Raw genomic sequence first — 23,882 nt, forward strand, 5'->3', positions numbered from 1 at the left:
ACGACCCTTAGGGCCCAAAGTCACTTTGACCGCGTTGGCCAAAATGTTCACGCCTTCAACCATGCGTGCGCGGGCTTCGCCGCCGAAAATTACGTCTTTTGCTGCCATTTTGATATTTCCTTAAATTTCTGAATCAGTGAAAACTTATTCGACGACGGCGAAGAGGTCTTCTTCTTTCATCACCAACAGTTCGTCGCCAGCCACCTTGACGGTTTGGCCGCTGTACTTGCCGAACAACACGCGGTCGCCAACTTTCACTGACAGGGCTTTGATTTCGCCTTTGTCGTTGGTCTTGCCTGGGCCGACGGCCAAGACTTCACCTTGATCTGGCTTTTCAGCAGCTGAATCAGGGATGACGATGCCAGAGGCGGTTTTTGTTTCGCTATCGATACGTTTCACGATCACGCGGTCGCCGAGAGGACGAAGTTTCATTGCATCTCCAAATAAGAGCTAAGGGTTGAAATAGGTACTGGCTAGGCGCTGTTAGCACTCCCGGCCATTGAGTGCTAATTTTGGGCCATCTAGATGGATTTCAAGTGTTGAGCCCATGAAAAAAGCACCGACGAAGCGGTGCTTTTGGGTTGGCTGGCGCTGAGCGCCAAACTTTGGTGTGCTTATTCGCTGCGGCTTTGCGCGCAACGCACGTCAGCCATCACGCGGTAGTCGGTCATGGCGCTGTTCCACATGCGGGCTTCGCGGTCGGCTTTGAGCCAAGTCATGAACTGGTTTTTGCAGTATTTGCCAAAGACCACCAAGCTCACTAAAGCGGCGGTCCACAAAATAACCCAAGCGCCCAGCTCTTGGCCTTCTTGCGATGCATCGACGATGTCATAGATAGAGGCAACCAAGCTCAATGCGCCGAACAGCAGCAAGGCTGCGGCATAGGTGCTTTCTTGTTGCAGGCGTTGAATCACTTTGCCTGCAAAGGCGTAGGCGCGTTCAAAACGAACGACGCCGGGGTGGCTGGTGGTGTAGCTGAGGTTGACGAACGTGGTCATATCAAGTTCCTTTGTTGTCTGAAGTCAGACTTTGGTAAGGCTTGAGTATAGGGTTAACCCGAATCTTGACTTGTGTCTGGGGCCATTGCCCGTCAAGGATTTAAGGAAGTTCTAAGTTTTCAGCAGGCGCAGACGCCGAGCGTGGCCCCACCAGGCCCAGCTTGGCTTTGAGCGACTGAGGCTGGCCCGTGATGAGCGCGGCGTAGTTGGTGGTGTTGGACAGCACTTTTTTCACGTAGTCGCGTGTTTCGTTGAAAGGCACGTTCTCGGCCCAAATGGCGCCTTCTAGTACGGGGCCCGTGCCGTCGTTGGGCGCACGCCAGCGGCGTGAGCGACTGGGGCCTGCGTTGTAGGCGCCTGCTGCCAAGGGCATAGAGCCCTCAAAGCTGTCGAGCACCAGTTTCAAATAGCCGGTGCCAATGGCGATGTTGGTGTCGCGGTCACTGATTTGTTCGGGCGTGAAGTTGTTCAAGCCAATTTTCTTAGCCGTCCATTTGGCGGTGGCAGGCATGACTTGCATGAGGCCCGAGGCGCCGACATGTGAGCGTGCATCAGTGACGAAACGGCTTTCTTGGCGAATCAAGCCGTACACATAAGCAGGGTCTAGGTTGATGGTTTTCGCGCGCGCAATGACGGCGTCTTTGTGTGGCATGGGAAAGCGCTGCTCAAAGTCCATGCTCAAGCGCGTGCGTTCGCTGGTGTTGATGCAGCGGTCCCACACTTGGTTGTCACAGGCGTGTTGTGCGGCGGCTAGCAGTTCGCGGTCGCTCATCATGCCGGCTTTGCCTTGGGCGTCCACCAGGTTGGTGGCGTAGTTCCACTCGCGCACGCCTTCACTGCGCAGGCCCATGCCTATGGCATAGAGCGCGCGTTGCAACGAAGGGTTGCGGCGAGCCATGTCCATCTCTTCGGGGGTGGGTGCGGGAGGGCGGGCAGGGGTGGTGACTTTGCGACCCAGTTCCTCCAGCGCGAGTTGCTCGTAAAAGCCGCGCACGCTAGCAATGCTCTCGAGTGCCGCTGTGGCCTCTTGCTGTATCTGCGGCGTCACTTTTTTGTGCGCCAACAATGCGCGTGCGTGCCAATAAATCCAAGTGGGGTCTTTGCGTGCATCGGCGCTCATGGCGTTGATGGTGCTTTCCACCACGGTCCATTTCGGGGTGTTGCCTGCACGCAGTGCGGCGCGGGCTTTCCAGCCCAGCATGTCGTCGTTCAAGTCTTTGTCATGGGCCACACGCGCAAAGTAGCTGAGCGCATCGTCTTCCAAACGCATGGCCGCTTGCCTGCCAATCACGCCCCACACCCAATGGCGCTCTTCGGTGGTGAGGTAGGTCTGCCATTTGTTGCGCATCAGCTTATCGGCTTTGTCGGCGTCGGTGGTGGCCACTTTGATGAGGGCCATGACCACCAACTCTTGGCGCACTTTTTGTGGCGCAGCAATGTGTTTGGCCAAAAACTTCTCGGCGTTGTTGATGGCTTCGGGAGCCACGCTGGCCGCATCGGGGGCGACGATTTGCACCGCGTTGCGGGCAGTGCGTGGGCGGTTGTGCTCGACCATCAGGCGGGCTTTGCGCCAAATGTCGAGAGCGCTGAATTGTTTGGTGAAGAACAGACGGTCAGCGGCCAGTGTGCAGCCGTCGTCTGCCTCTTTCATGCCCATCCAGTTTTTACGCACTTCGTCGGCAATGCTGGCGCTGGCTTGTGGCCCTTTTTCCAGCAGCTCCACGGTTAAGAAGTAGCAGCGTAGCTCGCGGTCGTCGCGCATGCGGTAGTGAGGGTGCTCGTCTGCGAGGGTGGTCCAGTCGCGGCGCTGACCCAGCAGCAAAAGCCAGTCGTTGCGCAAGCGGTCTTCTTGGTAAGTGGCGGGGTAGCGGCCAAAGAAGGCGCGCACTTCTTGGTGTGAGGCTTCGTCTAGGCGAGCCTTGAGTTCCCAGTAAGCCGCCCAAGGCTCTAGCGTATGGCCTTTGGCTTGCGGCAGCAGCGCTGTCAGGCGTTTGCGGTCCCCACGCTTGAAGGCTTGCGCCATGTCGGTGATGACGGCGTCGGCTTGCGTGCTTTGAGACGCAGGTGCGGCCAAGCTGGGTTGAGCGGCGGCCAACGTCACGAAAACGCAGGCAAACAATGACACAATGACTCGAAATTTCATGCACGGATTATCTGTGGACAAAAAGACATTGCGCCAGCAGCTCATTGAAGAGCGTTTGAACTTGCCCGATCGGCTGGAACGCGCCGACATGTTGCAACGGATGATGCGCATTTGGTTGTTCAACCGCCCCGACACTGTGGTGGGTGCTTACTGGCCCATCAAGGGGGAGTTTGATCCCCTGCCAGCGCTGCACCGCTGGAAGGAAGACGGCGAGTTGTCAGAACAGCCCCAGCGCCGCCGCATTGGTTTGCCCGTGGTGGACAAGGCGCACAAAACACTCACTTTTCACGCGTGGTACCCCGGCTGCCCCATGGAAGAAGATGCGTATGGCATCCCTAAGCCCAAAGACACCGAAGTGATCGTGCCCACCCTGTTGTTTGTGCCTTGCGTGGGTTATGGGCCTGGTGGTTTCCGTTTGGGCTACGGCGGTGGTTTTTATGACCGCACCTTGGCCACCTTGCAACCCAAGCCATACACGGCTGGTTTGGGCTTTACCCATGGCTTTTTGCCCGACTTGATGCCCGAGCCGCACGACATGCCGCTTGACGCGCTGCTCAACGACAACGGGGTGGTTTGGCCGATGGGCTAAACCTTCAGCGTTTGTCGCTAGTTAGCGCTGTTTATTTTTGCGCCATCAAACTTTTGAAATCCGCTTCGTAGCCACGCAGTGCTTCTGCCAGCCGTTGCCGTTGTGCGGGCGTGGTGCTGTTATGCAGCTTGGCAAAGCCTTCGCAGTTCTCGTTCCACAGTTCACGGTTGTACGCGCGATAGCGCTCATTGGGTGAATTAAAGCTGCGTTCGGTCAAGCCGCGCAACAAAGCTTGCGCTTGTGCCGTGGCGCTGCCTTCTTGGGCAATGCGCTGAAAGGTTTGCAGGCTGTCCGCTTGGCGGCGTTCACGCTCGGCGTAGCTCAGCTTGGGATCAAAGATGGATTCACTCAGCCACTTGCGCAGTGCGTCGCGTTGCGGTTTATCGAGGTGCCCATAAAAGTCTTCAAGGCGGTTGGTGGCCAGCTTCGTGCGGTAGCGCAGGCGATCTTCGGCATTGGGGTCTAGCCAATCCTCTTTCCAGGTCTTGTTGGTCTTGTCGAAGCGTTTGCGAATGCTGACGAATTGTTCGGGTTTGAGTTGCGAGGTCAGCTTGGTGTTGGCGGGCTCTACAAAACGCAGCAGGGTGACAAAGCTGCTTTTCATATCCTCGGTCACCGCACACACTTGTGCGGGTGTGATGTCGTTGGGGACCATGGTCTGCATGCGTTTGAGCAAGGCCACGTATTCGGGCAGCTGTTGCTGGCGATGCCAGCGTTGCAAGTCGGTCAGCGCATCGCGCGTGAATTGCTTTTGGCTGTCTTGCAAATCGGCGTAGCTGTCGAGCCACCAGTAAATCACGTCATCGCTGTTGTTGTAGACCACTTTGATGGTGCTGCAAGCACTTAAGCTCACGAGTGCGGCCAGTGCTAGCCAGACAGAGGCATGGCGGATAATTCTGCGCAAGATAAGGATGAATGACATGAAGGCTTTGGATGTGGTGATCATGGCTGCCGGCAAAGGCACCCGCATGAAGAGCAGTATGCCTAAGGTTTTACACCGCCTCGCGGGTAAGGCCTTGGTGCAGCATGTGATCGACACCGCACGCGCCTTGAAGGCGCGCCACACCATCGTGATCACCGGTCATGGTGCGGAGCAAGTCGAGTCCGCCCTCACCAGCGCCAATACCGCAGACAAATTGCAATTTGCCCGCCAAATGCCCCAGCTCGGTACCGGCCATGCCGTGCAACAAGCCGTGCCTTTGTTGGCCAATGACGGCGTGGTGGTGGTGTTGTCGGGCGATGTGCCCTTGACACAAGCCGACACGCTGCAAGCCTTGCTCGACCTGTGCGATGGCAAACAACTCGCACTCCTCACCATCGACTTTGCCGACCCCACAGGCTATGGCCGCATTGTGCGCAGCCCCAGCGGCCAAGTGCACGCCATCGTCGAACACAAAGACGCCAACGCTGAGCAGTTGGCGATCCACGAGGTTTACAGCGGCATCATGGCTGTGCCCGCCAAGTTGCTCAAGCCTTGGTTGGCGCGCCTAGATAACAACAATGCGCAGCAAGAGTTTTATTTGACCGATGTGGTCAAGTTTGCCGAGGCCGACGGCGTGCCTGTGGTGGCCCACAAAATCAGCGATGCCGCGCAAGTGGCGGGCGTCAACAGCCCCACGCAACTGGCCGAGCTAGAACGCGCGTTTCAGCTGCGCCAAGCTCACGCTTTCATGGCCGACGGTGTGCGCATCATCGATCCCGCACGCTTTGATGTGCGCGGCCATTTGGTCTGCGCACAAGACGTGGAAATTGATGTGAACTGCATCTTCCAAGGCCATGTTTCATTGGGCCAAGGTGTGAAGATTGGCGCGAACTGCGTGATTGCCAACTGCACCATCGAAGCTGGTGCGGTGATTCATCCCTTCACCCACATCGATGGCGAAAAGCTGGGTGTGACGGTTGGCGAGGGCTCGCTCATTGGCCCATTTGCCCGCTTGCGCCCCGGCGCGCAACTGGCGGCCGAAGTGCACATCGGCAACTTTGTGGAAGTCAAAAATTCCACCATGGCCAAAGGCTCAAAAGCCAACCACTTAGCCTACTTGGGCGACGCCACCGTGGGCGAGCGCGTCAACTACGGTGCTGGCAGCATCACCGCCAACTATGACGGCGCCAACAAGCATCGCACCGTCATCGAAGCTGATGTGCATGTGGGCAGCAACTGCGTGTTGGTCGCGCCCGTCACCCTTGGCGCGGGCGGCACGGTCGGCGGTGGTTCGACCATTACCAAGAGCACCGAAGCCGGTGCACTGAGCGTGGCGCGGGGCAAGCAGGTGAGCATCGCCAACTGGAAGCGGCCTGAGAAAAAACCGAATCCCTGAAATTAGCACCAATCGAACGATTCATTCGTTTCGTGTTATATTTTATAGATGCAAACCTTTTCTGCCAACGAAGCCAAAACCCAATTTGGGCAGTTCATCGACCTCGCTCAGCGCGAACCCGTGCGTGTGATGCGTCGTGATCGCGTGGTAGGGGTCATGGTGTCGGCGCAAGACTACGAAGCTATGCGGGAGTTCTATGCCAACCGACTTCAACACACATTGGTCCACACGGCAGCGCAAGCAGAACGTGCTGGCATGACGCCAGAGCTGTTGGAAGAGTTGCTACGTGACGAGTCTTAACCTGGTCATCGACACCAACATCTTTATCAGTGCCGCGCTCTCATCAAAAGGTGCTCCGGCTAAGTTGGTTCAGGAGGCATTGGCGCATCACCGATTGGTGTTTTCGCAAGCTACGTTTGATGAGTTGCGAACGCGGCTTTTTCGTCCCAAATTTGATCGCTACATCAGCCTTGAACTACGTGAAAGTTTGCTGCACGATTTGAATGCGTCTGCGGTTTGGGTGGACATCGGTGAATCTGCCTTTTATTGCCGCGACCGCGATGATGACAAGTTCATCGAGACTGCGCTCAAGGCGCAAGCGCATTACCTGGTCAGTGGCGACAACGATTTGTTAGAGGTCGCACCTTTGCCCACCTTGCAAATCATTTCTGCCCAACAAGCGTTGGTCGTGTTGGGCATTTAGGACTGACGCAACAACGGCCAAGTGCTGGTGAACTTCGCCCGTTTGGTCGCAAAAAACGCTTTCACGTTGCGCACATTCGCGTCCTGCGTGAGCAGGCGTTGCGTGATGGCTAGGTAGTCGGGCATGTCTGCAGCTTGCACCACCAACACAAAGTCAGGGCCGGGTGACACACGCCAACACTGCTGCACGGCGTTGTCTGCGCAGGCGCGTTGCTCGAAGGCGTCTAGGTGCTCAGCCCCTTGCGCGTCTAGCGTTACTTCCACCAAAGCCGTTAGTCCGTGGCCCAGTGCATTGCCCAATTTGTCGGAACTCAGTATGGCAATTTGTCGCTCAATCCAACCTTCATCGGTCAGTCGCTTGACACGCCGTAGGCAGGTGGGTGGCGAGATTTTGAATCGTTCAGCCAAGGCCACGTTGCTGAGCGTGGCGTCGTGCTGCAAAGCATCAAGCAGCTTTAAATCTGTTGCGTCTAGAAATTCTTGTTTCATATGTTCTATTAATTTGAAATTAAATTCTAAAAAAATTAATATGTGGAATTTTCGTTCAAATAATAGAAAAATTAAAGAAGTAATTTCTATTCGAGTTGCTTAATATCTCGGCAACCCAATTTAGGAGTGATCTTTATGTGTGGCATCGTCGGCGCCGTTTCTACCCGCAACATCGTTCCCATCCTTGTGCAAGGTTTGCAGCGGCTGGAATACCGTGGCTATGACTCTTGCGGTGTCGCAGTGCACTCGGCCAGTTTGGGCGGCAAACAAGGCGCCATTCACGGTGGACTCCAACGCGCACGCAGCACGGCACGCGTGTCTGAGCTGATGGACCAAGTCAAGGCCGACCACATCGAAGGCGGCACAGGCATTGCGCACACACGCTGGGCCACGCACGGTGCGCCTGCGGTTCACAACGCGCATCCGCATTTCAGCCACGGCACAGGGGCTGGCGCCGGTGTTTACACAGGCGGCTCGCCAGCCCAAGTGGGTCAGAACGAGAAAGCCACCCCGAACAAGCCGGGGCGGGTCGCCTTGGTTCACAACGGCATCATCGAAAACCACGACGAACTGCGCGCCTCGCTGCAAGCCAAGGGCTACGAATTTTTGAGCCAAACCGACACCGAGGTCATTGCCCATTTGGTGGACAGCCTCTACAACGGCGATTTGTTTGAAGCCGTCAAAGCCGCCATCGTTCAGCTGCACGGCGCGTACGCCATTGCTGTGTTTCACAAAGACGAACCTCACCGCGTCATTGGCGCACGCGCAGGCTCGCCGCTCATCTTGGGCGTGGGCAAAGAGCACAGCGAAACTTTCCTCGCCAGCGACGCCATGGCCTTGGCCGGTGTGACCGACCAAATCGTTTACCTCGAAGAGGGCGATGTGGTGGACATTCAAATCGGCAAATACTGGGTGCAAGACCGCCACCACAAAGCCGTCACACGCGAAGTCAAAACCGTGCAGGCGCACAGCGGCGCAGCCGAGTTGGGGCCTTATCGCCACTACATGCAAAAAGAAATCTTCGAGCAGCCGCGCGCCATTGCCGACACGCTGGAAGGCATTGAGGGCATCACGCCCGAGTTGTTTGGCGACGGTGCTTACTCGGTGTTCAAAGCCATTGACAACGTGCTCATTCTCGCTTGCGGCACCAGCTACTACAGCGGCTGCGTAGCCAAGTACTGGATTGAAGCCATTGCCAAAATCCCTTGCCAAGTGGAGATTGCCAGCGAGTACCGCTACCGCGAATCGGTGCCCAACCCCAACAGCTTGGTGGTCACCATCAGCCAGTCGGGTGAGACGGCAGACACCTTGGCTGCGTTGCGCCACGCGCAAGGCTTGGGTATGGACAAAACGCTCACCATTTGCAACGTGTCCACCAGCGCCATGGTGCGCGAGTGCAAGTTGGCCTACGTCACGCGCGCGGGCGCTGAGATTGGCGTGGCTTCCACCAAAGCCTTCACCACGCAGCTGGCCGGTTTGTTCTTGCTCACCTTGGCCTTGGCGCAAACCAAAGGTCGTTTGAGCGATGAAGAAGAAGCCGCGCACATCAAAGCCATGCGCCACTTGCCCGCTGCCCTGCAAGCTGTGCTGGCGCTGGAGCCGCAGCTCATTGCTTGGTCGCAAGACTTTGCCAGCAAAGAAAACGCTTTGTTCTTGGGCCGTGGCACGCATTACCCCATCGCGCTGGAAGGCGCGTTGAAGCTCAAAGAAATCACCTACATCCACGCCGAGGCCTATGCCGCCGGCGAGTTAAAGCACGGCCCCTTGGCCTTGGTCACCAGCGCCATGCCCGTGGTGACGGTGGCACCGAACGACGCTTTGCTGGAAAAACTCAAAAGCAACATGCAAGAAGTGCGCGCCCGTGGCGGCGTTTTGTATGTGCTGGCCGATGGCGACACCAAGATTGAAAGCAGCGAAGGCGTGAACGTCATCCGCATGCCCGAGCACTATGGCGTGCTCTCACCCATCTTGCACGTCGTGCCTTTGCAGCTACTCAGCTATCACACGGCGTGTGCGCGGGGGACGGATGTGGACAAGCCGCGTAACTTAGCTAAGTCGGTTACGGTGGAGTAAGTTGGCAAGGGGGTATTTCGAATTGCTTTTCAAATATGCCCCAATGCTTTCAGAATTTTTTCAGGCGTCACGGGCTGTGACCAAACCTGCGCATGCAATGGACGCAAGGCGTCGTTGATGGCATTCACCACAGCAGCTGGGGCACCCGCAGTCCCGGCTTCGCCAGCACCCTTGGCACCTAAGATTGAGCTACGCGTGGGTGTTTCAACGTGGGCCACCACAATGTCTGGCATCTCCCCAGCCATGGGTACCAAATAGTCAGCCATCGAACCGTTTTGCATGAGGCCTTGATCGTCATACAGGCACTCTTCAAACAGCGCACCGCCAATGCCTTGAACAATCGCACCGCGAATTTGCTCATCCACCAGCTTGGGGTTGATGACGCGACCGCAGTCTTCCACCGCCCAGTGCTTGAGCAGTTTGACAAAGCCTGTTTCCACGTCCACCTCAACATACGAGGCTTGCACCCCGTTGGTGAAGATGAAGGGGTAATCGCGCTGCGCGTAATGGCGTGTCACCATCAATTCAGATGTAAAGCCTGCCGGCAGCGTGTCAGGGCGGTAGTAGGCAACCCGGCCCAGTTCAGCCAGTGGCAACAACTCTGCGCCAGTGACCGCATGTTTGACAACGCCATCCTCCAGCCTGAGTTCTTCCAAGGGTTGGTTGAGGATGGCTTGGGCCACCTTCAAAATGTTGGCACGCAAAGCCAAGCCAGCTAACAAAACCGCTTCACCGCCAACGCCTGCACCACGCGATGCCCATGTGCCACCGCCGTAAGGCACAGCATCGGTGTCGCCTGTGAGCAAGCGCACTTGTGCCATAGGCACACCTACGGCGTCTGCAGCGATTTGCGCATAAATGGCTTCGGTGCCTTGGCCTTGTTCGCCCACACTCACCATCACCGCCACACCGCCCGCGGGCTCTAAGCGAAGCGTCGCACCGTCTTGCGAGGAAATGCGTGCACCGCCCACGCCATAAAAGGCGGCGCTGGGGTTGGTCAACTCAATCAACGCCGCAAAGCCAATGCCGCGATAAATACCTTTTTGACGCAAAGCGGCTTGCTCAGCCAGCAAGGCGGGGTAGTCCATCAGCGACTCAATTTTGCGCAGGCATGCCTCATGCGACAGCACTTCCAGTTTGATGCCCGAAGCGCCTGTGGCGGGGTAAGCATCGTCTGGAATGACGTTGCGTTTGCGCATGGCCAGTGGGTCCATCCCCAACTTGGCGGCAGCCAAATCGACCAAGCCTTCAGTCACTGCGCAGGCGATGGGGTGGCCCACGCCGCGGTATTGGCAGGTGGGTGTTTTGTTCAAAAACACCACGTCGAGTTTGGCGCGATACGCCTTGTGCTTGTAGGGGCCGCCCGTGAGGTTGACCACTTGGTTGCCCTCAATGCCGCTGGTGCGCGGGAACATCGAAAACGGACCAATGCCCGTGGTGTCTTTGATTTCAAACGCCAGAATGTCACCCTCAGCCGAGGCTGCAATGCGTCCTTCAATGCGGTGTTCGCGCGCATGGATGTCACTGGTGAACGACTCAAGTCGGTCAGCCACAAACTTGATGGGGCGTTTCAGCAAGATGGAAATCGCCACGGTGGCAAAGTCATCCGGGTACGCATGCACCTTGATGCCAAATGAACCGCCCACGTCTTTGCAAATCACACGGATGTTGGCTTCGGTCAAATCGAATTGACGCGCATACAGGTCTTGCATCATGTGCGGTGCCTGTTGCGAGTGGTAAACCGTGAGTTGGGTGCTGGCAGGGTTGTAGTCTGCAATTTGGCAGCGCGGCTCTAGCGTCACACCCGTGTGGCGACCAAAGTCAAACGTGGCCTCTGCTACCACCGCTGCGTTAGCAAATGCCTCGTCTACGCCGCCGGTGTCTAGGCTTCGAGTGAAGCACAGGTTGTCGCCCAGTTCGGGATGAATCACGGCTGTGTTCGGGTCGAGTGCCGTGTTCATGTCCAGAGCAGCGGGCAAGTCTTCCCATTCCACTTGGATGTACTGCAACGCATCTTCCGCTTCTGCGCGTGTTTTGCCCACCACGGCCACCACAGGCTCGCCTTGCCAATGCATACGGTCAATGGCCATCGGGTATTGCGGTGCTGATTTGATGCCAGCCAAATGCGTGAGGGTGCCCACCCAAGGTTTGCAAACGGCTGCCAAGTCGTGTCCTGTGTAGACGGCCAAGACGCCAGGCATCATGCGTGCATAAGCGCTTTCGATGTGCACGATGCGCGCATGTGCCACCGGCGAGCGCCAATACACGACATGCGCCATGCGCGGCAATTCGATGTCATCCACATACTGGCCGCGCCCCTCGACCAAGCGCTCGAGGTTTGGGCGTGGAATGGCTTGGCCAATGTGTTTGGCGCCGGCCATCTCGCCTGTGAACGGTGCCGCGTGCGGCACGTCATGGCTGGCTTTGAGAAATTTATTTTCTGGGGCGTTCATGCGCTCACTCCTTGACGACGTGCAGCCAAAACTTCGCACACCGCATCGACGATGGCTTGGTACCCCGTGCAGCGGCAGTAATTGCCAGACATCCACTCACGCACTTGTTCGCGGTTGGCATTGGGCTGCTGGGTGAGCAGTTCGCTCGCAGCCATCAACATGCCCGATGTGCAAAAGCCACATTGCAAGGCGTTGTGGCGAATAAAGGCGGCTTGCAGATCTTTGATTTCACCGGTTTCGCTCAAGCCTTCAATCGTGTCGACTTGGCCGCCATCTGTTTGCACAGCCAGCGTCAAACAGCCGCGCACGATTTGGCCGTTGACCCGCACCGTGCAGGCGCCGCAAACACCATGCTCGCAACCGAGGTGAGACCCTTTAAGCCCTAATTCATCGCGTAAAAAATCAATCAAATGTGTGCGGGGTTGAACACCGCAGCGTTGGTTCTGGCCATTGACCGTGATGTTCACGGTGTGTGCATGTGGGGCAGTCATGGTCGATTCCTGTTCAAGCCACGGTGGCCGTCTGGTTCAAGGTGTGGAGTGCGCGTTTGAGCATGACACCCGCAAGGTGTGATTTGGCAGCGGCGCTGTGGGTCAAGTCGGCATCGGTCAGCATTTCGTCCTTCAGGCATTGCATTGCTTGCGTGATCAACGCATCGCTGAGCACTTGGCCTTCCAATAAGGCCTCGGTCTTCGTGCTGCGGTAGGGCTGACTCACGGCACCTAGCCATGCAAGGCGCACTTCGTGAAGTCCAGTGGCGTTGGTGCTGGCGGTCGCTGCAAGGCCCACCACGGCGTAGTCACCATGGCGGCGTGCGAGTTCGTCAAATGCAAAGGCGTGTGCGCCTGTGCGTAGAGGCAGCTCGCACGCGAGGATGAGTTCATCCTCTTGCAAGTCGGTGCTGTACAGGCCCGTGAAAAAATCTTGTGCCTTAATGCGTCGCTCGCCACGCGGGCCAACAGCCACCACTACACCATCAAGTGCCAGCAGACATGCTGGCCACTCAGCGGCTGGATCGCCATAGGCAATGGAGCCTCCAAAGGTGCCGAGGTTGCGAATGGCACGGTGCGCAATATGCGGCACCGCTGCGCTCAGCAAGGGCAGGTGTTTTTTGATCAAGGCAGAAGTTTCAATCTCGGTGTGCGTCACCATGGCGCCGATGCGCAAGACGTCACCCACACGCTCAATGCCTTTGAGTTCGTTGACCGCTTGCAGATCGATGAGGATGCTTGGTTCTGATAGCCGCATGTTGAGCGTGGCGTGCAGGGTTTGTCCACCAGCTAGCAATCTGGCTGCTTCGCCGTGTTCGGTCATGAGTGACATGACTTCAGCCAAACTGATGGGGCGTGCGTAGGAAAAAGCGGGCGCTTTCATGGGGATCCTTTATTTCAACAAGCTTGCGCCAAGCCACACGCCAATCGAGGTGGACACCACGCCTGCAGCAAACCAGAGCATGCGAATCTTTTCGAGTGCAAACAAGTCAGATGTTGGGGCTTGCGTATGTGTGTGTGTGTCCGTAGGCGAGTGATGCAAGCTGGGCAGTTGTGAGTTGGCAGTCATTGGCCGCGCGTCATGGCTGACAGGACCGCCATGCGCGATGTGATTTTTGAGAGCCGTGAAAAACTTTTCTGATAGTTGACGTGCCGAAGCATCGATCATGCGCCCGCCAATTTGCCCGAGTTTTCCAGCGATTGATGCCTTGGCTGTGTAGGTGAGTTGTGTGCCTTCTGGTGCCTCAGTCAAGGTGATGACTGAGCTGCCCTTCGCAAAACCTGCACTGCCACCCGAGCCTTCAAAGTTGAGGGTGTAGCCCTGCATCGGCACGATGTTGGTCATGCTCACCTTGCCCACAAACGTGGCACGCACAGGACCCATTTTGATGACCACGCGCGCCTGCATTTCGCTGGGCGACAGAGCTGTGATTTCTTCGCATCCTGGAATGCAAACACGCAGCACTTGCGGGTTGTTGAGTGCTTGCCAAACCACGCTAGGTGGTGCGGCCAAAATCACGTTGCCTTGTAAGTCCATGGGGGTCCTTTTTTGTTTGAACAAGCTCTGCGGGTTTGTCCCGATTTGTGGCTTATTGACCAAGCGTTAAATTAGATATGAATATCAATCAATGTTGTGATGCCTTCCATTCGGAAAAACCCTAGCGCCCAACAAGCCCCAGCGCCTGTTCGCCGCCGCATGCCACCCGGAGAGCGTGAGCAGCAGTTGGTGGACGGTGCCATTCGGTTTTTCTCGCGCCACGGTTTAGATGGTCAGCTGCGAGACTTGGCGCGCGAATTGGGCATCACCCACACATTGCTGTATCACTATTTCCCCACCAAACAAGCGTTGCTAGAGCGCGTCTACAAAGACATTTTTGAGGGCCGATGGCGCGGCGAGTGGGAGACCTTGCTGGACGACAAACGCATTGAATTGCCCGAGAAGTTAACGCGCTTTTATGTGTCCTATGCCCAGGCAATTTTTAAGCCAGAGTGGGTCAGGATCTTTGTGTATTCTGGCTTGAGTGACCGATTCATCACTGACCGTTACTTTGCGATGTTGCATGAAAAGCTTTTCCCACGCATTCACCGCGAAACTTTGAAATATGTGGGTAGCCGTTCACGCAAGCCACCGTCAGCGCGCGCGATGGAATGTATTTTGGGTTTGCATGGCAGCGTCTTCTACATGGGTATGCGACGCTGGGTCTATGGCTTTGATCCAAACTTAGACATCTCGGCATCCAGCGAAATGGATGCCTCTTACATTGAAGACCGAGTCATGGCCTACTTGGCCAGTGTGCAACCTACGAAAGCTTAATCATGACCCTTGCGCTGAATCATTTCTCTATCCGCACCACGGACATGGACCGCACCCGCACTTTTTACGAAGCTGCACTGGGTTTGACAGTGGGCCCTCGGCCTGCTTTTCCCTTCCCCGGAATTTGGCTCTACAACGGATCACATGCCGACATGGCCAACGCCATGGTGCATGTGATTGGGATGGACCTGAACGATCCTGAAGGACTCAAACAGTATTTGGGTGATCGTGACATCAGCAGCCTGACTGGCTCAGGCGCCGTGGATCACATTGCCTTGTTTGCCACAGGGTTGCAGGTTAAGTTAGAGCATCTGGCCAAGCTCGGCATCGCTGTGCGCGAGCGCACGGTGCCCTCGATTGGGCTCCATCAACTCTTCTTGGATGACCCCAATGGGGTGGTGATTGAACTCAATTACCCTGCGGCAGAGAAGGCGGCGCTAGACGCCAGTCGGGCCTCGTAATCGACGATGAAGTTATCAACTAAACCAAACTGAGGAGACAAGCATGACAGAGTCAACCAACCTAGGGCGTCGGACATTGATCGTGGGTGGCGCAGCAGCAGTAGTGACACCAGCGTGGCTGAACTTGGCGCACGCGCAAAACACCCCAATCAAAATCGGTTTCCCCGTGCCGCTGACTGGCGCTTTTTCTGCCGAGGCGCAAGACCAAGTTCGCGCGGCTGAAATCGCCATCAAAGAGTTCAACGACAGTGGCGGTTTCAATGGCCGCAAAGCTGAACTTTTGGTACGTGACGACAAGCTCAACCCAGGCGAGGCTGCCACGCGTACCCTTGAGTTGATTGAAAAAGACAAAGTTGATTTCGTGGTCGGTTCTTTGTCAGCCGCCACACAGCTGTCGATCAACGCTGTTTGCCGCGATCGCAAAATCATCTTCAACTCCATCAGTCAGTCTGACGCCATCAACGAGGCCAAAGACTGGAGCCTCTACACCTTTCATGAAGCACTGAACCCTCACCTCACCGCAGGTGCCGTAGGCCGTTACGCCTTCCCAAGGTTTGGCAAAAAAGTGGTGTACCTCACGGCCGACTACGCCTATGGTCATGAAATGGTGCGTGGTTTTCAGCGTGCGGGTCAGTCTTTGGGTGTGCAAACTTTGGCAGACATTCGTCATCCGATTGGCGCTGCCGATTACTCTGCTTTCTTGCCTCGTATTCAAGCGCTCAAGCCCGATATCTTGGTGTTGTGCAACTTCGGTCGCGACTTGGTGAACTCGGCCAAGCAAGCCACCGACTTTGGCATCAAAGCCAATACCAAAATCATTGCGCCCGTGTTGCTGTACACCGCACGACAAGCCGGTGGTGCTGAAGCCTTTGAAGGTATCTTGGGTGGTACGTCTTATTACTGGGGCATGGAAGACAAGATTCCGGCAGCCAAGGCGTTCAATGACAAGTTCCGCAAAGCCAACGGCGGTGCTGTCCCGTCGGATTACGGCGCCTTGGGTTATGCCGGTGTGCGCTCGGTGTTGCAAGCCGTGCGTGAAGCCAAGTCCACCGAATCACTGAAGGTCAGCATCGCGTTGCGTCAGCTGCGCTACAACTGGTACAAGGGTGATCAGTTCTACCGCAAGTGCGATCACCAGTCTGTGCAGTCGGTGGTCATCGTCGAGTCGAAATCTAAGAACATGAAAGACAAGTACGACGTGTTCAACGTGTTGTCGATCGAAGCCGCCGAAGAGAAAAATCTGCGTACCTGTGACGAAATGGGTCACAAGATTTCAACTTGATCTTCATCGTTTAGGCTCTTCCCGCAGCCTTAAGGCTGCGGGCCTATTTCTGTTTTGTAAGTGAACTTGATGTTTGACATCTCACCTCAACTCTTTGCGTTACAACTGATGACCGGTATTGCCTTGGGCGCTGTGTATGCGCTGCTGGCCATCGGTCTATCGTTGATTTTTGGCATGCTGACCGTAGTTAACTTTGCCCATGGCGCGTTCTTCATGGTGGGCGCTTTCTTAGGTGTTTACAGCCTGAGTGTGACGGGCAGTTTTTGGTTCAGTTTGTTGTTGGTGCCCTTAGCTACGGGGGCCATTGGTCTTCTGTGCGAGCGGTTTTTAGTGCGTCCGCTTTATGGCCGCGGTATTGATTACCCTCTGCTGCTGACTTTTGGTTTGTCGTATGTGCTGATTGATGTGATGCGTTTTGTCTTTGGCATTGAAGGCTTGCCCAGTTCAACACCTGCCGCACTGCGTGGTGCAGTTGACTTGGGTTTTGGGCATTTCCCTTTGTACCGTTTATTCTTGATTGCAGCCACCGCTCTGATTGTGTTGGTCCTGTGGCTTTTCATTGAGAAAACCCGCTACGGCTTGATCATTCGGGCAGGTTCTCGAGACTCTGAAATTGTCAAAGTCTTAGGCATCGACATCGCCAAAGTGTGGTTGTTGGTGTTCGGCATCGGTACGGCCATTGCAGGTTTGTCGGGTCTACTTGCCGCGCCCACGCGCGCAGTCAATCCAGAAATGGGAATTCCTATCTTGGCTGAATCGTTCGTGGTGACGGTGGTCGGCGGTATGGGTTCTTTGCCGGGGGCTGTGGTGGCGGGTTTGTTGGTAGGCGTAGTCTTTGCCATGACGTCGTTGCTGGCACCCGAGTACGCCGAGTTGTCTATTTTTGTGCTCATGGCCGTTGTCCTTTTGTGGCGACCCCAGGGCTTTTTCGGCAAAGCCGGTTTGATGAGCTAACCCTATGAACGCTTTGATTGATCTGGCACGCGTGCACCGCGTCGCGGCCGTGCTTTTATTCTTGTTGGTCTTTCCGTTCTTGATGCCTTATGACGCTTTGTCCGTCAACATTTTGATTTTTGGTTTGTACGCAGTCGGTTTCAATTTGTTGTTCGGCTACACCGGCATGCTGTCTTTTGGGCATGCGGCGTTTTTAGGCGTGGGCTCATATTTGGCTGGCATTGCCGTGGTCAGTGGCGGCTGGCCTTGGTGGGCGGCGATATTGACGGGCGTGGTGGGCGCAAGTTTGGTCGGCTTAGTGATGGGCTACATGGCCATTCGCACCCGCGGCATTTACTTCAGCATGGTCACGTTGGCATTGGCGCAAATCATCTATTACGTTTTCTACAAGGCCGATGGTTGGACCGGTGGTGAAAACGGTCTGCGCGGCGTCAAAGTGGAGACGATCGACCTCATGGGTTTGAGCATCGATTTCATGGACCCATTGAACAAGTACTACGTGATTTTGGTTTTTGTCGCCTTGGCCTTGTGGTTTGTCTCCAGGGTATTGAACTCGCCTTTTGGCGCGGTGATTGAGTCCATTCGAGAAAACGAAAAACGCACGGCTGCTTGTGGCTATGACGTGGCACGTGCGAAGCTGTTGGTGTTTGTGTTGTCGGCTGCCATTTGCGGTTTGGCGGGCGCTTTGCGTGCCTTGCATTTGTCTGTGGTGCCGATTGATTCGTTGCACTATTTGCAAAGCGGCCAGGCGGTCATGATGTGTTTGCTAGGCGGCATGGGCACTTTCTTTGGACCGTTTGTAGGGGCTGCCGTGTTCTTGTATCTTGAAGACGTGGTGACCAACCTCACGCGCTACTGGATGGGCGCTGTGGGCTTGGTGTTCATGGTGTTTGTTTTGTTTTTCCCCAAAGGTGTTTGGGGTACGTTCTTGGACGGTGTGGTGCGTTATCAAAAGCGCAGCTCAAATAAGCAGGAGGGTGTATGAGTACCAACCCAATCCTTGAAGTTCGTCACGCCACCCGTGATTACGGCAAATTCCGTGCACTCAACAATGTCAGTGTGAGTTTTCAGCCAGGGGAGTTGACGGCCATCATCGGTCCCAATGGCGCGGGAAAGAGCACGTTCTTCAATGTGATCAGTGGCGGTGTCCCTCCCAGCTCGGGGCAAATCTTGTTTGAGGGGCGTGACATCAGCCGTGTGCCAGCGCATGCATTTGCCCGCATGGGGATTGCCAAGAGTTTTCAAATCACCAATGTTTTCAAGCAACTCAGCGCCCATGAAAACGTGCGGGTGGCGCTACAAATGCAAGAGACCAAATTTGAGCTTTGGCGATCGCGTGCGTCTTATGTTGGTCTGATCGACGAGGCAGATGCTTTGCTTGAGCGTGTGGGCCTTGCCGATGTACGCAACAAACTGGCCGCTGATTTGGCGCATGGCCAACAGCGCAGCTTAGAGGTTGCCATGGCTTTGGCGTGTCATCCCAAATTGTTGTTGATGGACGAGCCAACAGCGGGCATGTCGCCTGAGGAAACCACGGTCATGATGGACCTGATCACACAACTGGCCCAAGAGCGCACCGTGATTTTGGTGGAGCACAAAATGAAAATGGTCATGGGTCTGTGTAAGCGCTTGATCGTGTTGCACCACGGTGAGTTATTGGCTGAAGGCACGCCTGATGAGATTCGCCAGAACTCAGAAGTCAAGCGTGTGTACCTAGGCCAGCATTAAGGAACAAACATGTTGAAGGTTGAGCAACTTAACGCCTGGTATGACCACAGTCATGTGATTCAGGGATTGGACTTCCATGTGGCGCGTGGCGAAATCGTCACCCTCATGGGACGTAATGGCGCGGGAAAAACCACAACCTTGCGCAGCATCATGGGCTTGTTATCCAAGACACGCGGCCAAGTGATGTTTGATGGTCATGACCTTTTGAGCATGCCTTCCCACCAGCGCTACCACTTGGGTTTGGCCTACGTGCCAGAAGAGCGGCGCATTGTTCCGGGCTTGACCGTGCTTGAAAACTTGCAACTCGGATTGCTGGCGAGTGCGCAGCGCGGCGAGATGAACGCCATGATTGACGAGATTGCACAAACTTTTCCGCGCCTCAAGGAGCGCTTGCACCAAGAGGGCACCTCGCTCTCAGGTGGCGAGCAGCAAATGCTGGCCATCGCGCGCGCCATGATGGCCAAGCCGCGGATGATTCTGCTGGATGAACCTTCCGAGGGCATCATGCCCATCTTGGTGGATGAGATGTTTGAGCTCTTTGCACGCATGAAGCAGCAGGGCATTACCATTTTGTTGGTTGAGCAAAACGTGGAACGCGCCTTGGGTATCTCAGACCGCGCCTACATTCTTGACCAAGGGCAAATCGTGCACCACGGCAAGGCCACCGACTTGTTGGCAGATGCTCAGATTCAGGAAAAATACTGCGCGGTGTAAAGCAACGAGGACATGGTTGTCAACCTAGTATGCTTTTGGGCATGCCCATGCCTAAGCTCAAAATCCAGTCCAGCCTGCCAGATTTGAATCAGCCTCCAAGGTTTGCGGTGTTTCAGTCCGAGGTGCACGGCAAAGGCGTGTTTGCTTTGTGCCCCATGGCCGCAGGTGAAAAAGTCATCGAATACGTGGGTGAAATTATTTCCATGGCCGAGGCATTGCGCCGTCACCCGCACGACCCCAGCAATCCCGAGCACACGTTTTACTTTCACATCGACGACGCGCGCGTGATTGATGGTCTTCACGGAGGCAATGCGTCGCGTTGGATCAACCACTCTTGCCAACCCAATTGCGAGCCTGTGGAAATCAAAGGCCGTGTGTTTATCCAAACCCGCCGTCAAGTGTGGCGCGGGGAAGAGCTGACCTTCAACTATGGGTTGGTGAGTGACGAGCCTTTGACCGATGCGCTCAAAGCCAGATACGCCTGCCGCTGCGGCGCGAAGAAGTGCAAAGGCACAATGCTGGCCTAAGCAAACAATGAACATGATGAACCAAATGACAGACGCGCCAGCGCAATGGAACAAGGCTTGTAAAGCCTTGGACGAAGAGTTTCAACTCAGCGCCAGTGAATTGCCGACGATAGAAACCGCGCAGGCTTTGTTTTTGCAGCTGGTGGGGCGTCGCGAGATTTCTCAAGAAGCAGCCAACGCGCTGATGTTCAGCTTGTATTTTTCGGGCTACCTCAGCATGTTGGTGGCGTTCAAGGAGCAGTCCCCCAGTTTTGAAGTGCCCGATTATTTGCACACGCATCCCGTGCTGGAGGCGTCTAACCGTTGGGCCCAGCAAGCGGTGGACGGCCATTTGTTGTTGCAGTTGGCGCAGCCCATCATTCGCGACACGCAAGACTTGCTAGATGCCTTGAACTAAGCCCGTGCGATGAACCCAGAGGATTTGCAAAAGCTGGTCACGCTGCGCATGCCGTTTGGCAAACACCAAGGCACGCTGCTGGCCGACCTGCCTGGTAACTACCTGAACTGGTTTGCGCGTGAAGGTTTTCCCAAGGGCGAAATTGGCCGCTTGCTGAACCTCATGCACGAGATAGATCACAACGGCTTGAGTGATTTGCTGACGCCACTCAGACAGCGCTAATTAGTCATACGCCAATTGGCGTATTGATGTAGGGCGCAATGCCCTAGAAAATCAAAAGAATTGATTTTGATTTTATGAACGACACATTGAAAAAAGACTTAGAGCAGCAGGTTCAAAACTTATACGGACCGTTAGAGGCTGCCAATATTGCTCTGTACAACAGCAACAGCGTTGAGGATGCACGGGTGGTGCAAGCTTTAGAGGAGCAAATCAACACACTGGTTGATGCATTGATTGCCATAGACGCCCAAGAGCTTCAGCGCTGACCCTCTTCTTAGCGCACTGCCCCATAGGGGCAATACCCCGGCCTAGGCCCCACTTGCGGATGCAGTCGGCAGGTGTTGGGCCTTTTTTCATACACATTGCAACGGCGTGTTTTGGCATCTAAGTTTTGGCAATCGCCATTGGCGCGGCGCGACAGGGTGAAGATGCTGTTCTTGAAATTGAAGTGTTCGATCACACCCATTTTTTGCAGGCGTTTGGCGATTTGCTTAGGCTCTTCGTGTTCCGCTTCAAATGGGTCCACCAGCTCTAGGCGAACCAAGTCGGGCAGCTTCACCTCCACGGGCATGGTGCAGCAGTTGGCGGCGCAGGTGCTGCACAGGCCATTGCGATAGCGGGTCCAGGTGTCGCAGTTGTCCACGTTGACGATGGCGATGTGAGACCTCATGCTGCGTTCTCCAACGACTCTGGCAAACGCGGCATTTGGTACGCCAACACTTTGAGCGAACGCTCGGGCGAGACATCGGCAAACGTCGCAGGATTCGCCACACGTTCAACAAATTTCAGTTCGGGAGCCAGCTCTTGCATTTGGTCTTGTAAGAAGGCCAAGCCTAGTTCGGGTGCATTCAAACACAGCAGCGCATAGCCGCCTGGGGCCAACAGTTCAGGCAAACGTCGCATGAGCTTGGCGTAGTCTTTGGTGGCAATGAAGCTGCCTTTTTGGTAGCTGGGTGGGTCGACGATGACCAAGCCATAGGGCCCGCTGCGCGTGATCTTGCCCCACGTTTTGAAGATGTCGTGCATCAAAAAAGTCGCACCCGTGCTGATGCCGTTCAAAGGATGGTTTTGCTGGCCGATGGCCATCGCACCGTGGCTCATGTCCACGTTCACCACTTGCTTGGCGCCCGCCTGCAGTGCCACCACCGAGAAGGCGCAGGTGTAGGCAAACAGGTTGAGCACCTTCAGGCGTGGCTGATCAGCTGCATAGTCGCGCACCATCTTGCGCACCCAGTCGCGGCCTTCGGCCATGTCCAAAAATAGGCCGTGGTTTTGGCCTTTGAGCACATGCACGCGAAAGCTAGCGCCGTTTTCGGTCACCACATGCGGGTCAGGTACGGCGCCGCTCATCAATCGGGTTTCTTGGTGGCCTTCGGCGCGGCATTGAAACACCCAGTTCAGCGGCTGGTCGGGCGCAATTTGTGCCCAGCGTGTCGACAGTGCGACACCGATCGTGCTGAGTTCTTCGTCACTCACCGATTGAAAACTGGTCAACACCAGCACAGGCGGGAATGCATCAAGTGACCACTGTTCGCAGCCCGCAAATAGGCCGCCACGCCCGTGGAACAGGCGTTGTGCGTCGGTGGGCATGGCCATGGCGGCGATGACATTGAGCAAAGGTTGCATGGCGTGATGTTCGTGATTCAGGGCAAGAGTGCGTAAGTGTAGGCACTTGCCCGTGAAGCCCTAGGGGAAAGGCGCTCGCGTTAGGATGTGGGCCCTTTTAAAAATACAACGGACTCAAGACATGACGCCAGCAGAACAAGAACTACGCACAGCCGCACTTGACTACCACCGCTCGCCCACCAAGGGCAAGATTCGCGTGGAGCCAACTCACCCGCTGGACAACCAGCACGACCTGAGCTTGGCTTATTCACCTGGTGTTGCGTACCCTTGTTTGGAGATTGAAAAAGATCCACAAATGTCTTACGAATACACCAGCCGTGGCAACTTGGTTGGCGTCATTACCAACGGCACCGCGGTGTTGGGCTTGGGCGACATCGGCGCCTTGGCCGGCAAGCCTGTGATGGAAGGCAAAGGCTGTTTGTTCAAAAAGTTCTCTGGCATTGACGTGTTTGACATCGAACTCGACGAACACGATGCCGACAAATTGGTTGACATCATCGCCGCCATGGAGCCCACCTTTGGTGGCATCAACCTCGAAGACATCAAAGCGCCTGAGTGCTTCTACATCGAGAAGAAACTGCGCGAGCGCATGAGCATCCCCGTCTTCCATGATGACCAACACGGTACCGCCATCATCTCGGCTGCCGCCATGTTGAACGGCTTGGAGCTGGCAGGCAAAGACATCGCCAACATCAAGATCGCTGTGTCGGGCGCAGGTGCTGCAGCCTTGGCTTGTTTGGATGTGTTTTTGGGCTTGGGCGTGAAGGCCGAGCACATCTTTGTGTGTGACTCCAAAGGCGTGATTTACGAGGGCCGCCCCGGTGGTTACGACGAGTCCAAAGCCCGCTTTGCACAAACCACCGATGCACGCACCTTGGCCGATGCGGTCAACGGCGCTGACGTGTTCTTGGGCTGCTCAGCCCCCGGCGTGTTGACGCAAGACATGGTCAAGACCATGGCTGACAAGCCGCTCATCTTGGCCTTGGCCAACCCCGAGCCAGAAATTCGCCCTGAATTGGCCAAAGCCGTGCGCCCCGATTGCATCATTGCCACCGGTCGCTCGGACTACCCCAACCAAGTGAACAACGTCTTGTGCTTCCCGTACATCTTCCGTGGTGCTTTGGATTGCGGCGCGACCAAAATCACCGAAGAAATGAAGATTGCCTGCGTGCGCGAAATCGCTGACCTCGCCAAGCTTGAAGTCACCGCCGAAGTGCAATCGGCTTACCCCGGTTTGGATTTGACGTTTGGTGTGGACAACATCATTCCTAAGCCATTCGACACACGCCTTATCCAGCGCATCGCGCCTGCGGTGGCACGTGCCGCTGAAGCTTCGGGTGTGGCCAAGCGTCCCATCAAAGACTTTGACGCTTACGCCAAAACCTTGGCAGCTTGGGTGAA

27 protein-coding genes and 1 pseudogene are annotated in these 23,882 nt (G+C 55.8%); 17 read left to right on the plus strand and 11 right to left on the minus strand.

Annotation, left to right across the window (positions count from 1 at the left end; translation table 11 throughout):
• Nucleotides 1–144: 144 nt before the first annotated feature.
• The 3 genes from groES to RMR24_RS09000 all read right to left on the minus strand — a co-directional run bounded on the left by groES (nucleotide 145) and on the right by RMR24_RS09000 (nucleotide 3,141).
• A complete protein-coding gene (gene groES, locus RMR24_RS08990; protein ID WP_104796635.1) occupies nucleotides 145–432 on the minus strand; it encodes a co-chaperone GroES in 288 nt (95 codons plus the stop codon).
• A gap of 182 nt (nucleotides 433–614) precedes the next feature.
• Nucleotides 615–998, minus strand: coding sequence for a hypothetical protein (locus RMR24_RS08995; protein ID WP_310614741.1), 384 nt, complete (start codon nucleotides 996–998; stop codon nucleotides 615–617).
• Nucleotides 999–1,098: 100 nt separating this feature from the next.
• Complete coding sequence (locus RMR24_RS09000; protein ID WP_310614742.1) at nucleotides 1,099–3,141, minus strand: transglycosylase SLT domain-containing protein; 2,043 nt, start codon at nucleotides 3,139–3,141, stop codon at nucleotides 1,099–1,101.
• A gap of 13 nt (nucleotides 3,142–3,154) precedes the next feature.
• Here RMR24_RS09000 and RMR24_RS09005 point away from each other — a divergent pair, with 13 nt between their 5' ends.
• Complete coding sequence (locus RMR24_RS09005; protein WP_310614835.1) at nucleotides 3,155–3,730, plus strand: 5-formyltetrahydrofolate cyclo-ligase; 576 nt, start codon at nucleotides 3,155–3,157, stop codon at nucleotides 3,728–3,730.
• 31 nt (nucleotides 3,731–3,761) lie between these two features.
• Here the strand turns inward: RMR24_RS09005 and RMR24_RS09010 are convergent, their stop codons facing one another.
• A complete protein-coding gene (locus tag RMR24_RS09010) occupies nucleotides 3,762–4,652 on the minus strand; it encodes a DUF6279 family lipoprotein (RefSeq protein ID WP_310614743.1) in 891 nt (296 codons plus the stop codon).
• On the opposite strand from RMR24_RS09010, the gene glmU reads away from it, so the two are divergent.
• From glmU to RMR24_RS09025, 3 genes are read left to right on the plus strand one after another with little or no spacing between them, the layout of a single operon-like run.
• On the plus strand, nucleotides 4,642–6,048 hold the full coding sequence (glmU, locus tag RMR24_RS09015; RefSeq protein ID WP_405023331.1) for a bifunctional UDP-N-acetylglucosamine diphosphorylase/glucosamine-1-phosphate N-acetyltransferase GlmU: 1,407 nt from the start codon (nucleotides 4,642–4,644) through the stop codon (nucleotides 6,046–6,048). The genes RMR24_RS09010 and glmU overlap by 11 nt on opposite strands.
• A 48-nt stretch (nucleotides 6,049–6,096) precedes the next feature.
• Nucleotides 6,097–6,348 carry a type II toxin-antitoxin system Phd/YefM family antitoxin gene (locus RMR24_RS09020; RefSeq protein ID WP_310614744.1) on the plus strand — a complete coding sequence of 84 codons (252 nt, stop codon included), beginning with the start codon at nucleotides 6,097–6,099 and terminating at the stop codon, nucleotides 6,346–6,348.
• A complete protein-coding gene (locus RMR24_RS09025; protein WP_310614745.1) occupies nucleotides 6,335–6,751 on the plus strand; it encodes a putative toxin-antitoxin system toxin component, PIN family in 417 nt (138 codons plus the stop codon). The genes RMR24_RS09020 and RMR24_RS09025 overlap by 14 nt, the downstream gene beginning before the upstream one ends.
• On the opposite strand, the gene RMR24_RS09030 is transcribed toward RMR24_RS09025, so the two are convergent.
• Nucleotides 6,748–7,239: an Lrp/AsnC family transcriptional regulator gene (locus RMR24_RS09030; RefSeq protein ID WP_310614746.1), complete on the minus strand. Its 492-nt coding sequence runs from the start codon at nucleotides 7,237–7,239 to the stop codon at nucleotides 6,748–6,750. The two genes, RMR24_RS09025 and RMR24_RS09030, sit on opposite strands and share 4 nt — an antisense overlap.
• A gap of 135 nt (nucleotides 7,240–7,374) precedes the next feature.
• Here RMR24_RS09030 and glmS point away from each other — a divergent pair, with 135 nt between their 5' ends.
• Nucleotides 7,375–9,312 (plus strand): glutamine--fructose-6-phosphate transaminase (isomerizing), encoded by a 1,938-nt coding sequence (gene glmS / locus RMR24_RS09035; RefSeq protein WP_310614747.1) that lies wholly within the window; start codon nucleotides 7,375–7,377, stop codon nucleotides 9,310–9,312.
• A 29-nt stretch (nucleotides 9,313–9,341) separates the two neighbouring features.
• Here glmS and RMR24_RS09040 read toward each other — a convergent pair whose 3' ends face one another.
• Genes RMR24_RS09040 through RMR24_RS09055 form a run of 4 tightly spaced genes read right to left on the minus strand, consistent with a single transcriptional unit; the run spans nucleotide 9,342 to nucleotide 13,793 of the window.
• Entirely contained in the window at nucleotides 9,342–11,765 is a 2,424-nt protein-coding gene (locus RMR24_RS09040) for a xanthine dehydrogenase family protein molybdopterin-binding subunit (protein WP_310614748.1), read from the minus strand.
• Complete coding sequence (locus RMR24_RS09045; RefSeq protein ID WP_310614749.1) at nucleotides 11,762–12,256, minus strand: 2Fe-2S iron-sulfur cluster-binding protein; 495 nt, start codon at nucleotides 12,254–12,256, stop codon at nucleotides 11,762–11,764. The genes RMR24_RS09040 and RMR24_RS09045 overlap by 4 nt, the downstream gene beginning before the upstream one ends.
• A 13-nt stretch (nucleotides 12,257–12,269) precedes the next feature.
• Nucleotides 12,270–13,139, minus strand: coding sequence for a xanthine dehydrogenase family protein subunit M (locus RMR24_RS09050; RefSeq protein ID WP_310614750.1), 870 nt, complete (start codon nucleotides 13,137–13,139; stop codon nucleotides 12,270–12,272).
• Between the two features lie 9 nt (nucleotides 13,140–13,148).
• Nucleotides 13,149–13,793: a carbon monoxide dehydrogenase subunit G gene (locus RMR24_RS09055; protein WP_310614751.1), complete on the minus strand. Its 645-nt coding sequence runs from the start codon at nucleotides 13,791–13,793 to the stop codon at nucleotides 13,149–13,151.
• Nucleotides 13,794–13,892: 99 nt separating this feature from the next.
• On the opposite strand from RMR24_RS09055, the gene RMR24_RS09060 reads away from it, so the two are divergent.
• The 11 genes from RMR24_RS09060 to RMR24_RS09110 all read left to right on the plus strand — a co-directional run bounded on the left by RMR24_RS09060 (nucleotide 13,893) and on the right by RMR24_RS09110 (nucleotide 21,121).
• Nucleotides 13,893–14,570 carry a TetR/AcrR family transcriptional regulator gene (locus RMR24_RS09060; protein ID WP_310614752.1) on the plus strand — a complete coding sequence of 226 codons (678 nt, stop codon included), beginning with the start codon at nucleotides 13,893–13,895 and terminating at the stop codon, nucleotides 14,568–14,570.
• Nucleotides 14,571–14,572: 2 nt separating this feature from the next.
• On the plus strand, nucleotides 14,573–15,031 hold the full coding sequence (locus RMR24_RS09065) for a VOC family protein (protein WP_310614753.1): 459 nt from the start codon (nucleotides 14,573–14,575) through the stop codon (nucleotides 15,029–15,031).
• Between the two features lie 43 nt (nucleotides 15,032–15,074).
• Nucleotides 15,075–16,313 carry an ABC transporter substrate-binding protein gene (locus tag RMR24_RS09070; RefSeq protein ID WP_310614754.1) on the plus strand — a complete coding sequence of 413 codons (1,239 nt, stop codon included), beginning with the start codon at nucleotides 15,075–15,077 and terminating at the stop codon, nucleotides 16,311–16,313.
• A 69-nt stretch (nucleotides 16,314–16,382) separates the two neighbouring features.
• A complete protein-coding gene (locus tag RMR24_RS09075; RefSeq protein WP_310614755.1) occupies nucleotides 16,383–17,267 on the plus strand; it encodes a branched-chain amino acid ABC transporter permease in 885 nt (294 codons plus the stop codon).
• A gap of 4 nt (nucleotides 17,268–17,271) precedes the next feature.
• The gene (locus RMR24_RS09080; protein ID WP_310614756.1) at nucleotides 17,272–18,252 is read left to right on the plus strand and encodes a branched-chain amino acid ABC transporter permease; all 981 of its coding nucleotides are present in this window, start codon (nucleotides 17,272–17,274) and stop codon (nucleotides 18,250–18,252) included.
• Nucleotides 18,249–18,995: an ABC transporter ATP-binding protein gene (locus RMR24_RS09085; protein ID WP_310614757.1), complete on the plus strand. Its 747-nt coding sequence runs from the start codon at nucleotides 18,249–18,251 to the stop codon at nucleotides 18,993–18,995. The genes RMR24_RS09080 and RMR24_RS09085 overlap by 4 nt, the downstream gene beginning before the upstream one ends.
• A gap of 9 nt (nucleotides 18,996–19,004) precedes the next feature.
• Nucleotides 19,005–19,709, plus strand: coding sequence for an ABC transporter ATP-binding protein (locus RMR24_RS09090; protein ID WP_310614758.1), 705 nt, complete (start codon nucleotides 19,005–19,007; stop codon nucleotides 19,707–19,709).
• A gap of 47 nt (nucleotides 19,710–19,756) precedes the next feature.
• Nucleotides 19,757–20,236, plus strand: coding sequence for an SET domain-containing protein-lysine N-methyltransferase (locus RMR24_RS09095; RefSeq protein ID WP_310614759.1), 480 nt, complete (start codon nucleotides 19,757–19,759; stop codon nucleotides 20,234–20,236).
• Between the two features lie 16 nt (nucleotides 20,237–20,252).
• Entirely contained in the window at nucleotides 20,253–20,633 is a 381-nt protein-coding gene (locus tag RMR24_RS09100; RefSeq protein ID WP_310614760.1) for a hypothetical protein, read from the plus strand.
• A 9-nt stretch (nucleotides 20,634–20,642) separates the two neighbouring features.
• The gene (locus tag RMR24_RS09105) at nucleotides 20,643–20,855 is read left to right on the plus strand and encodes a DUF3820 family protein (RefSeq protein ID WP_310614761.1); all 213 of its coding nucleotides are present in this window, start codon (nucleotides 20,643–20,645) and stop codon (nucleotides 20,853–20,855) included.
• A 74-nt stretch (nucleotides 20,856–20,929) separates the two neighbouring features.
• Nucleotides 20,930–21,121: a hypothetical protein gene (locus RMR24_RS09110; RefSeq protein WP_310614762.1), complete on the plus strand. Its 192-nt coding sequence runs from the start codon at nucleotides 20,930–20,932 to the stop codon at nucleotides 21,119–21,121.
• An 8-nt stretch (nucleotides 21,122–21,129) separates the two neighbouring features.
• On the opposite strand, the gene RMR24_RS09115 is transcribed toward RMR24_RS09110, so the two are convergent.
• Nucleotides 21,130–21,525, minus strand: a complete 396-nt coding sequence (locus RMR24_RS09115; RefSeq protein ID WP_310614763.1) for a YkgJ family cysteine cluster protein — start codon at nucleotides 21,523–21,525, stop codon at nucleotides 21,130–21,132.
• Nucleotides 21,522–22,481: a class I SAM-dependent methyltransferase gene (locus RMR24_RS09120; protein ID WP_310614764.1), complete on the minus strand. Its 960-nt coding sequence runs from the start codon at nucleotides 22,479–22,481 to the stop codon at nucleotides 21,522–21,524. The genes RMR24_RS09115 and RMR24_RS09120 overlap by 4 nt, the downstream gene beginning before the upstream one ends.
• Before the next feature lie 121 nt (nucleotides 22,482–22,602).
• Between RMR24_RS09120 and RMR24_RS09125 the strand changes: the two are divergent.
• Nucleotides 22,603–23,880, plus strand: a pseudogene (locus RMR24_RS09125) (malic enzyme-like NAD(P)-binding protein); the annotation flags it as partial.
• Between the last annotated feature and the right edge of the window lie 2 nt (nucleotides 23,881–23,882).

This window comes from Limnohabitans sp. (assembly GCF_031539105.1).
Classification (GTDB): Bacteria; Pseudomonadota; Gammaproteobacteria; order Burkholderiales; family Burkholderiaceae_C; genus Limnohabitans.

Bases quoted from the DNA above. Each gene is read 5' to 3' on its own strand.
- groES (WP_104796635.1), bottom strand. From the start codon at position 432: ATGAAACTTCGTCCTCTCGGCGACCGCGTGATCGTGAAACGTATCGAT.
- RMR24_RS08995 (WP_310614741.1), bottom strand. From the start codon at position 998: ATGACCACGTTCGTCAACCTCAGCTACACCACCAGCCACCCCGGCGTC.
- RMR24_RS09000 (WP_310614742.1), bottom strand. From the start codon at position 3,141: ATGAAATTTCGAGTCATTGTGTCATTGTTTGCCTGCGTTTTCGTGACG.
- glmU (WP_405023331.1), top strand. From the start codon at position 4,642: ATGAATGACATGAAGGCTTTGGATGTGGTGATCATGGCTGCCGGCAAA.
- RMR24_RS09010 (WP_310614743.1), bottom strand. From the start codon at position 4,652: ATGTCATTCATCCTTATCTTGCGCAGAATTATCCGCCATGCCTCTGTC.
- RMR24_RS09020 (WP_310614744.1), top strand. From the start codon at position 6,097: ATGCAAACCTTTTCTGCCAACGAAGCCAAAACCCAATTTGGGCAGTTC.
- RMR24_RS09030 (WP_310614746.1), bottom strand. From the start codon at position 7,239: ATGAAACAAGAATTTCTAGACGCAACAGATTTAAAGCTGCTTGATGCT.
- glmS (WP_310614747.1), top strand. From the start codon at position 7,375: ATGTGTGGCATCGTCGGCGCCGTTTCTACCCGCAACATCGTTCCCATC.
- RMR24_RS09040 (WP_310614748.1), bottom strand. From the start codon at position 11,765: ATGAACGCCCCAGAAAATAAATTTCTCAAAGCCAGCCATGACGTGCCG.
- RMR24_RS09045 (WP_310614749.1), bottom strand. From the start codon at position 12,256: ATGACTGCCCCACATGCACACACCGTGAACATCACGGTCAATGGCCAG.
- RMR24_RS09050 (WP_310614750.1), bottom strand. From the start codon at position 13,139: ATGAAAGCGCCCGCTTTTTCCTACGCACGCCCCATCAGTTTGGCTGAA.
- RMR24_RS09055 (WP_310614751.1), bottom strand. From the start codon at position 13,793: ATGGACTTACAAGGCAACGTGATTTTGGCCGCACCACCTAGCGTGGTT.
- RMR24_RS09060 (WP_310614752.1), top strand. From the start codon at position 13,893: ATGCCTTCCATTCGGAAAAACCCTAGCGCCCAACAAGCCCCAGCGCCT.
- RMR24_RS09065 (WP_310614753.1), top strand. From the start codon at position 14,573: ATGACCCTTGCGCTGAATCATTTCTCTATCCGCACCACGGACATGGAC.
- RMR24_RS09070 (WP_310614754.1), top strand. From the start codon at position 15,075: ATGACAGAGTCAACCAACCTAGGGCGTCGGACATTGATCGTGGGTGGC.
- RMR24_RS09075 (WP_310614755.1), top strand. From the start codon at position 16,383: ATGTTTGACATCTCACCTCAACTCTTTGCGTTACAACTGATGACCGGT.
- RMR24_RS09080 (WP_310614756.1), top strand. From the start codon at position 17,272: ATGAACGCTTTGATTGATCTGGCACGCGTGCACCGCGTCGCGGCCGTG.
- RMR24_RS09085 (WP_310614757.1), top strand. From the start codon at position 18,249: ATGAGTACCAACCCAATCCTTGAAGTTCGTCACGCCACCCGTGATTAC.
- RMR24_RS09090 (WP_310614758.1), top strand. From the start codon at position 19,005: ATGTTGAAGGTTGAGCAACTTAACGCCTGGTATGACCACAGTCATGTG.
- RMR24_RS09095 (WP_310614759.1), top strand. From the start codon at position 19,757: ATGCCTAAGCTCAAAATCCAGTCCAGCCTGCCAGATTTGAATCAGCCT.
- RMR24_RS09100 (WP_310614760.1), top strand. From the start codon at position 20,253: ATGAACCAAATGACAGACGCGCCAGCGCAATGGAACAAGGCTTGTAAA.
- RMR24_RS09105 (WP_310614761.1), top strand. From the start codon at position 20,643: ATGAACCCAGAGGATTTGCAAAAGCTGGTCACGCTGCGCATGCCGTTT.
- RMR24_RS09110 (WP_310614762.1), top strand. From the start codon at position 20,930: ATGAACGACACATTGAAAAAAGACTTAGAGCAGCAGGTTCAAAACTTA.
- RMR24_RS09115 (WP_310614763.1), bottom strand. From the start codon at position 21,525: ATGAGGTCTCACATCGCCATCGTCAACGTGGACAACTGCGACACCTGG.
- RMR24_RS09120 (WP_310614764.1), bottom strand. From the start codon at position 22,481: ATGCAACCTTTGCTCAATGTCATCGCCGCCATGGCCATGCCCACCGAC.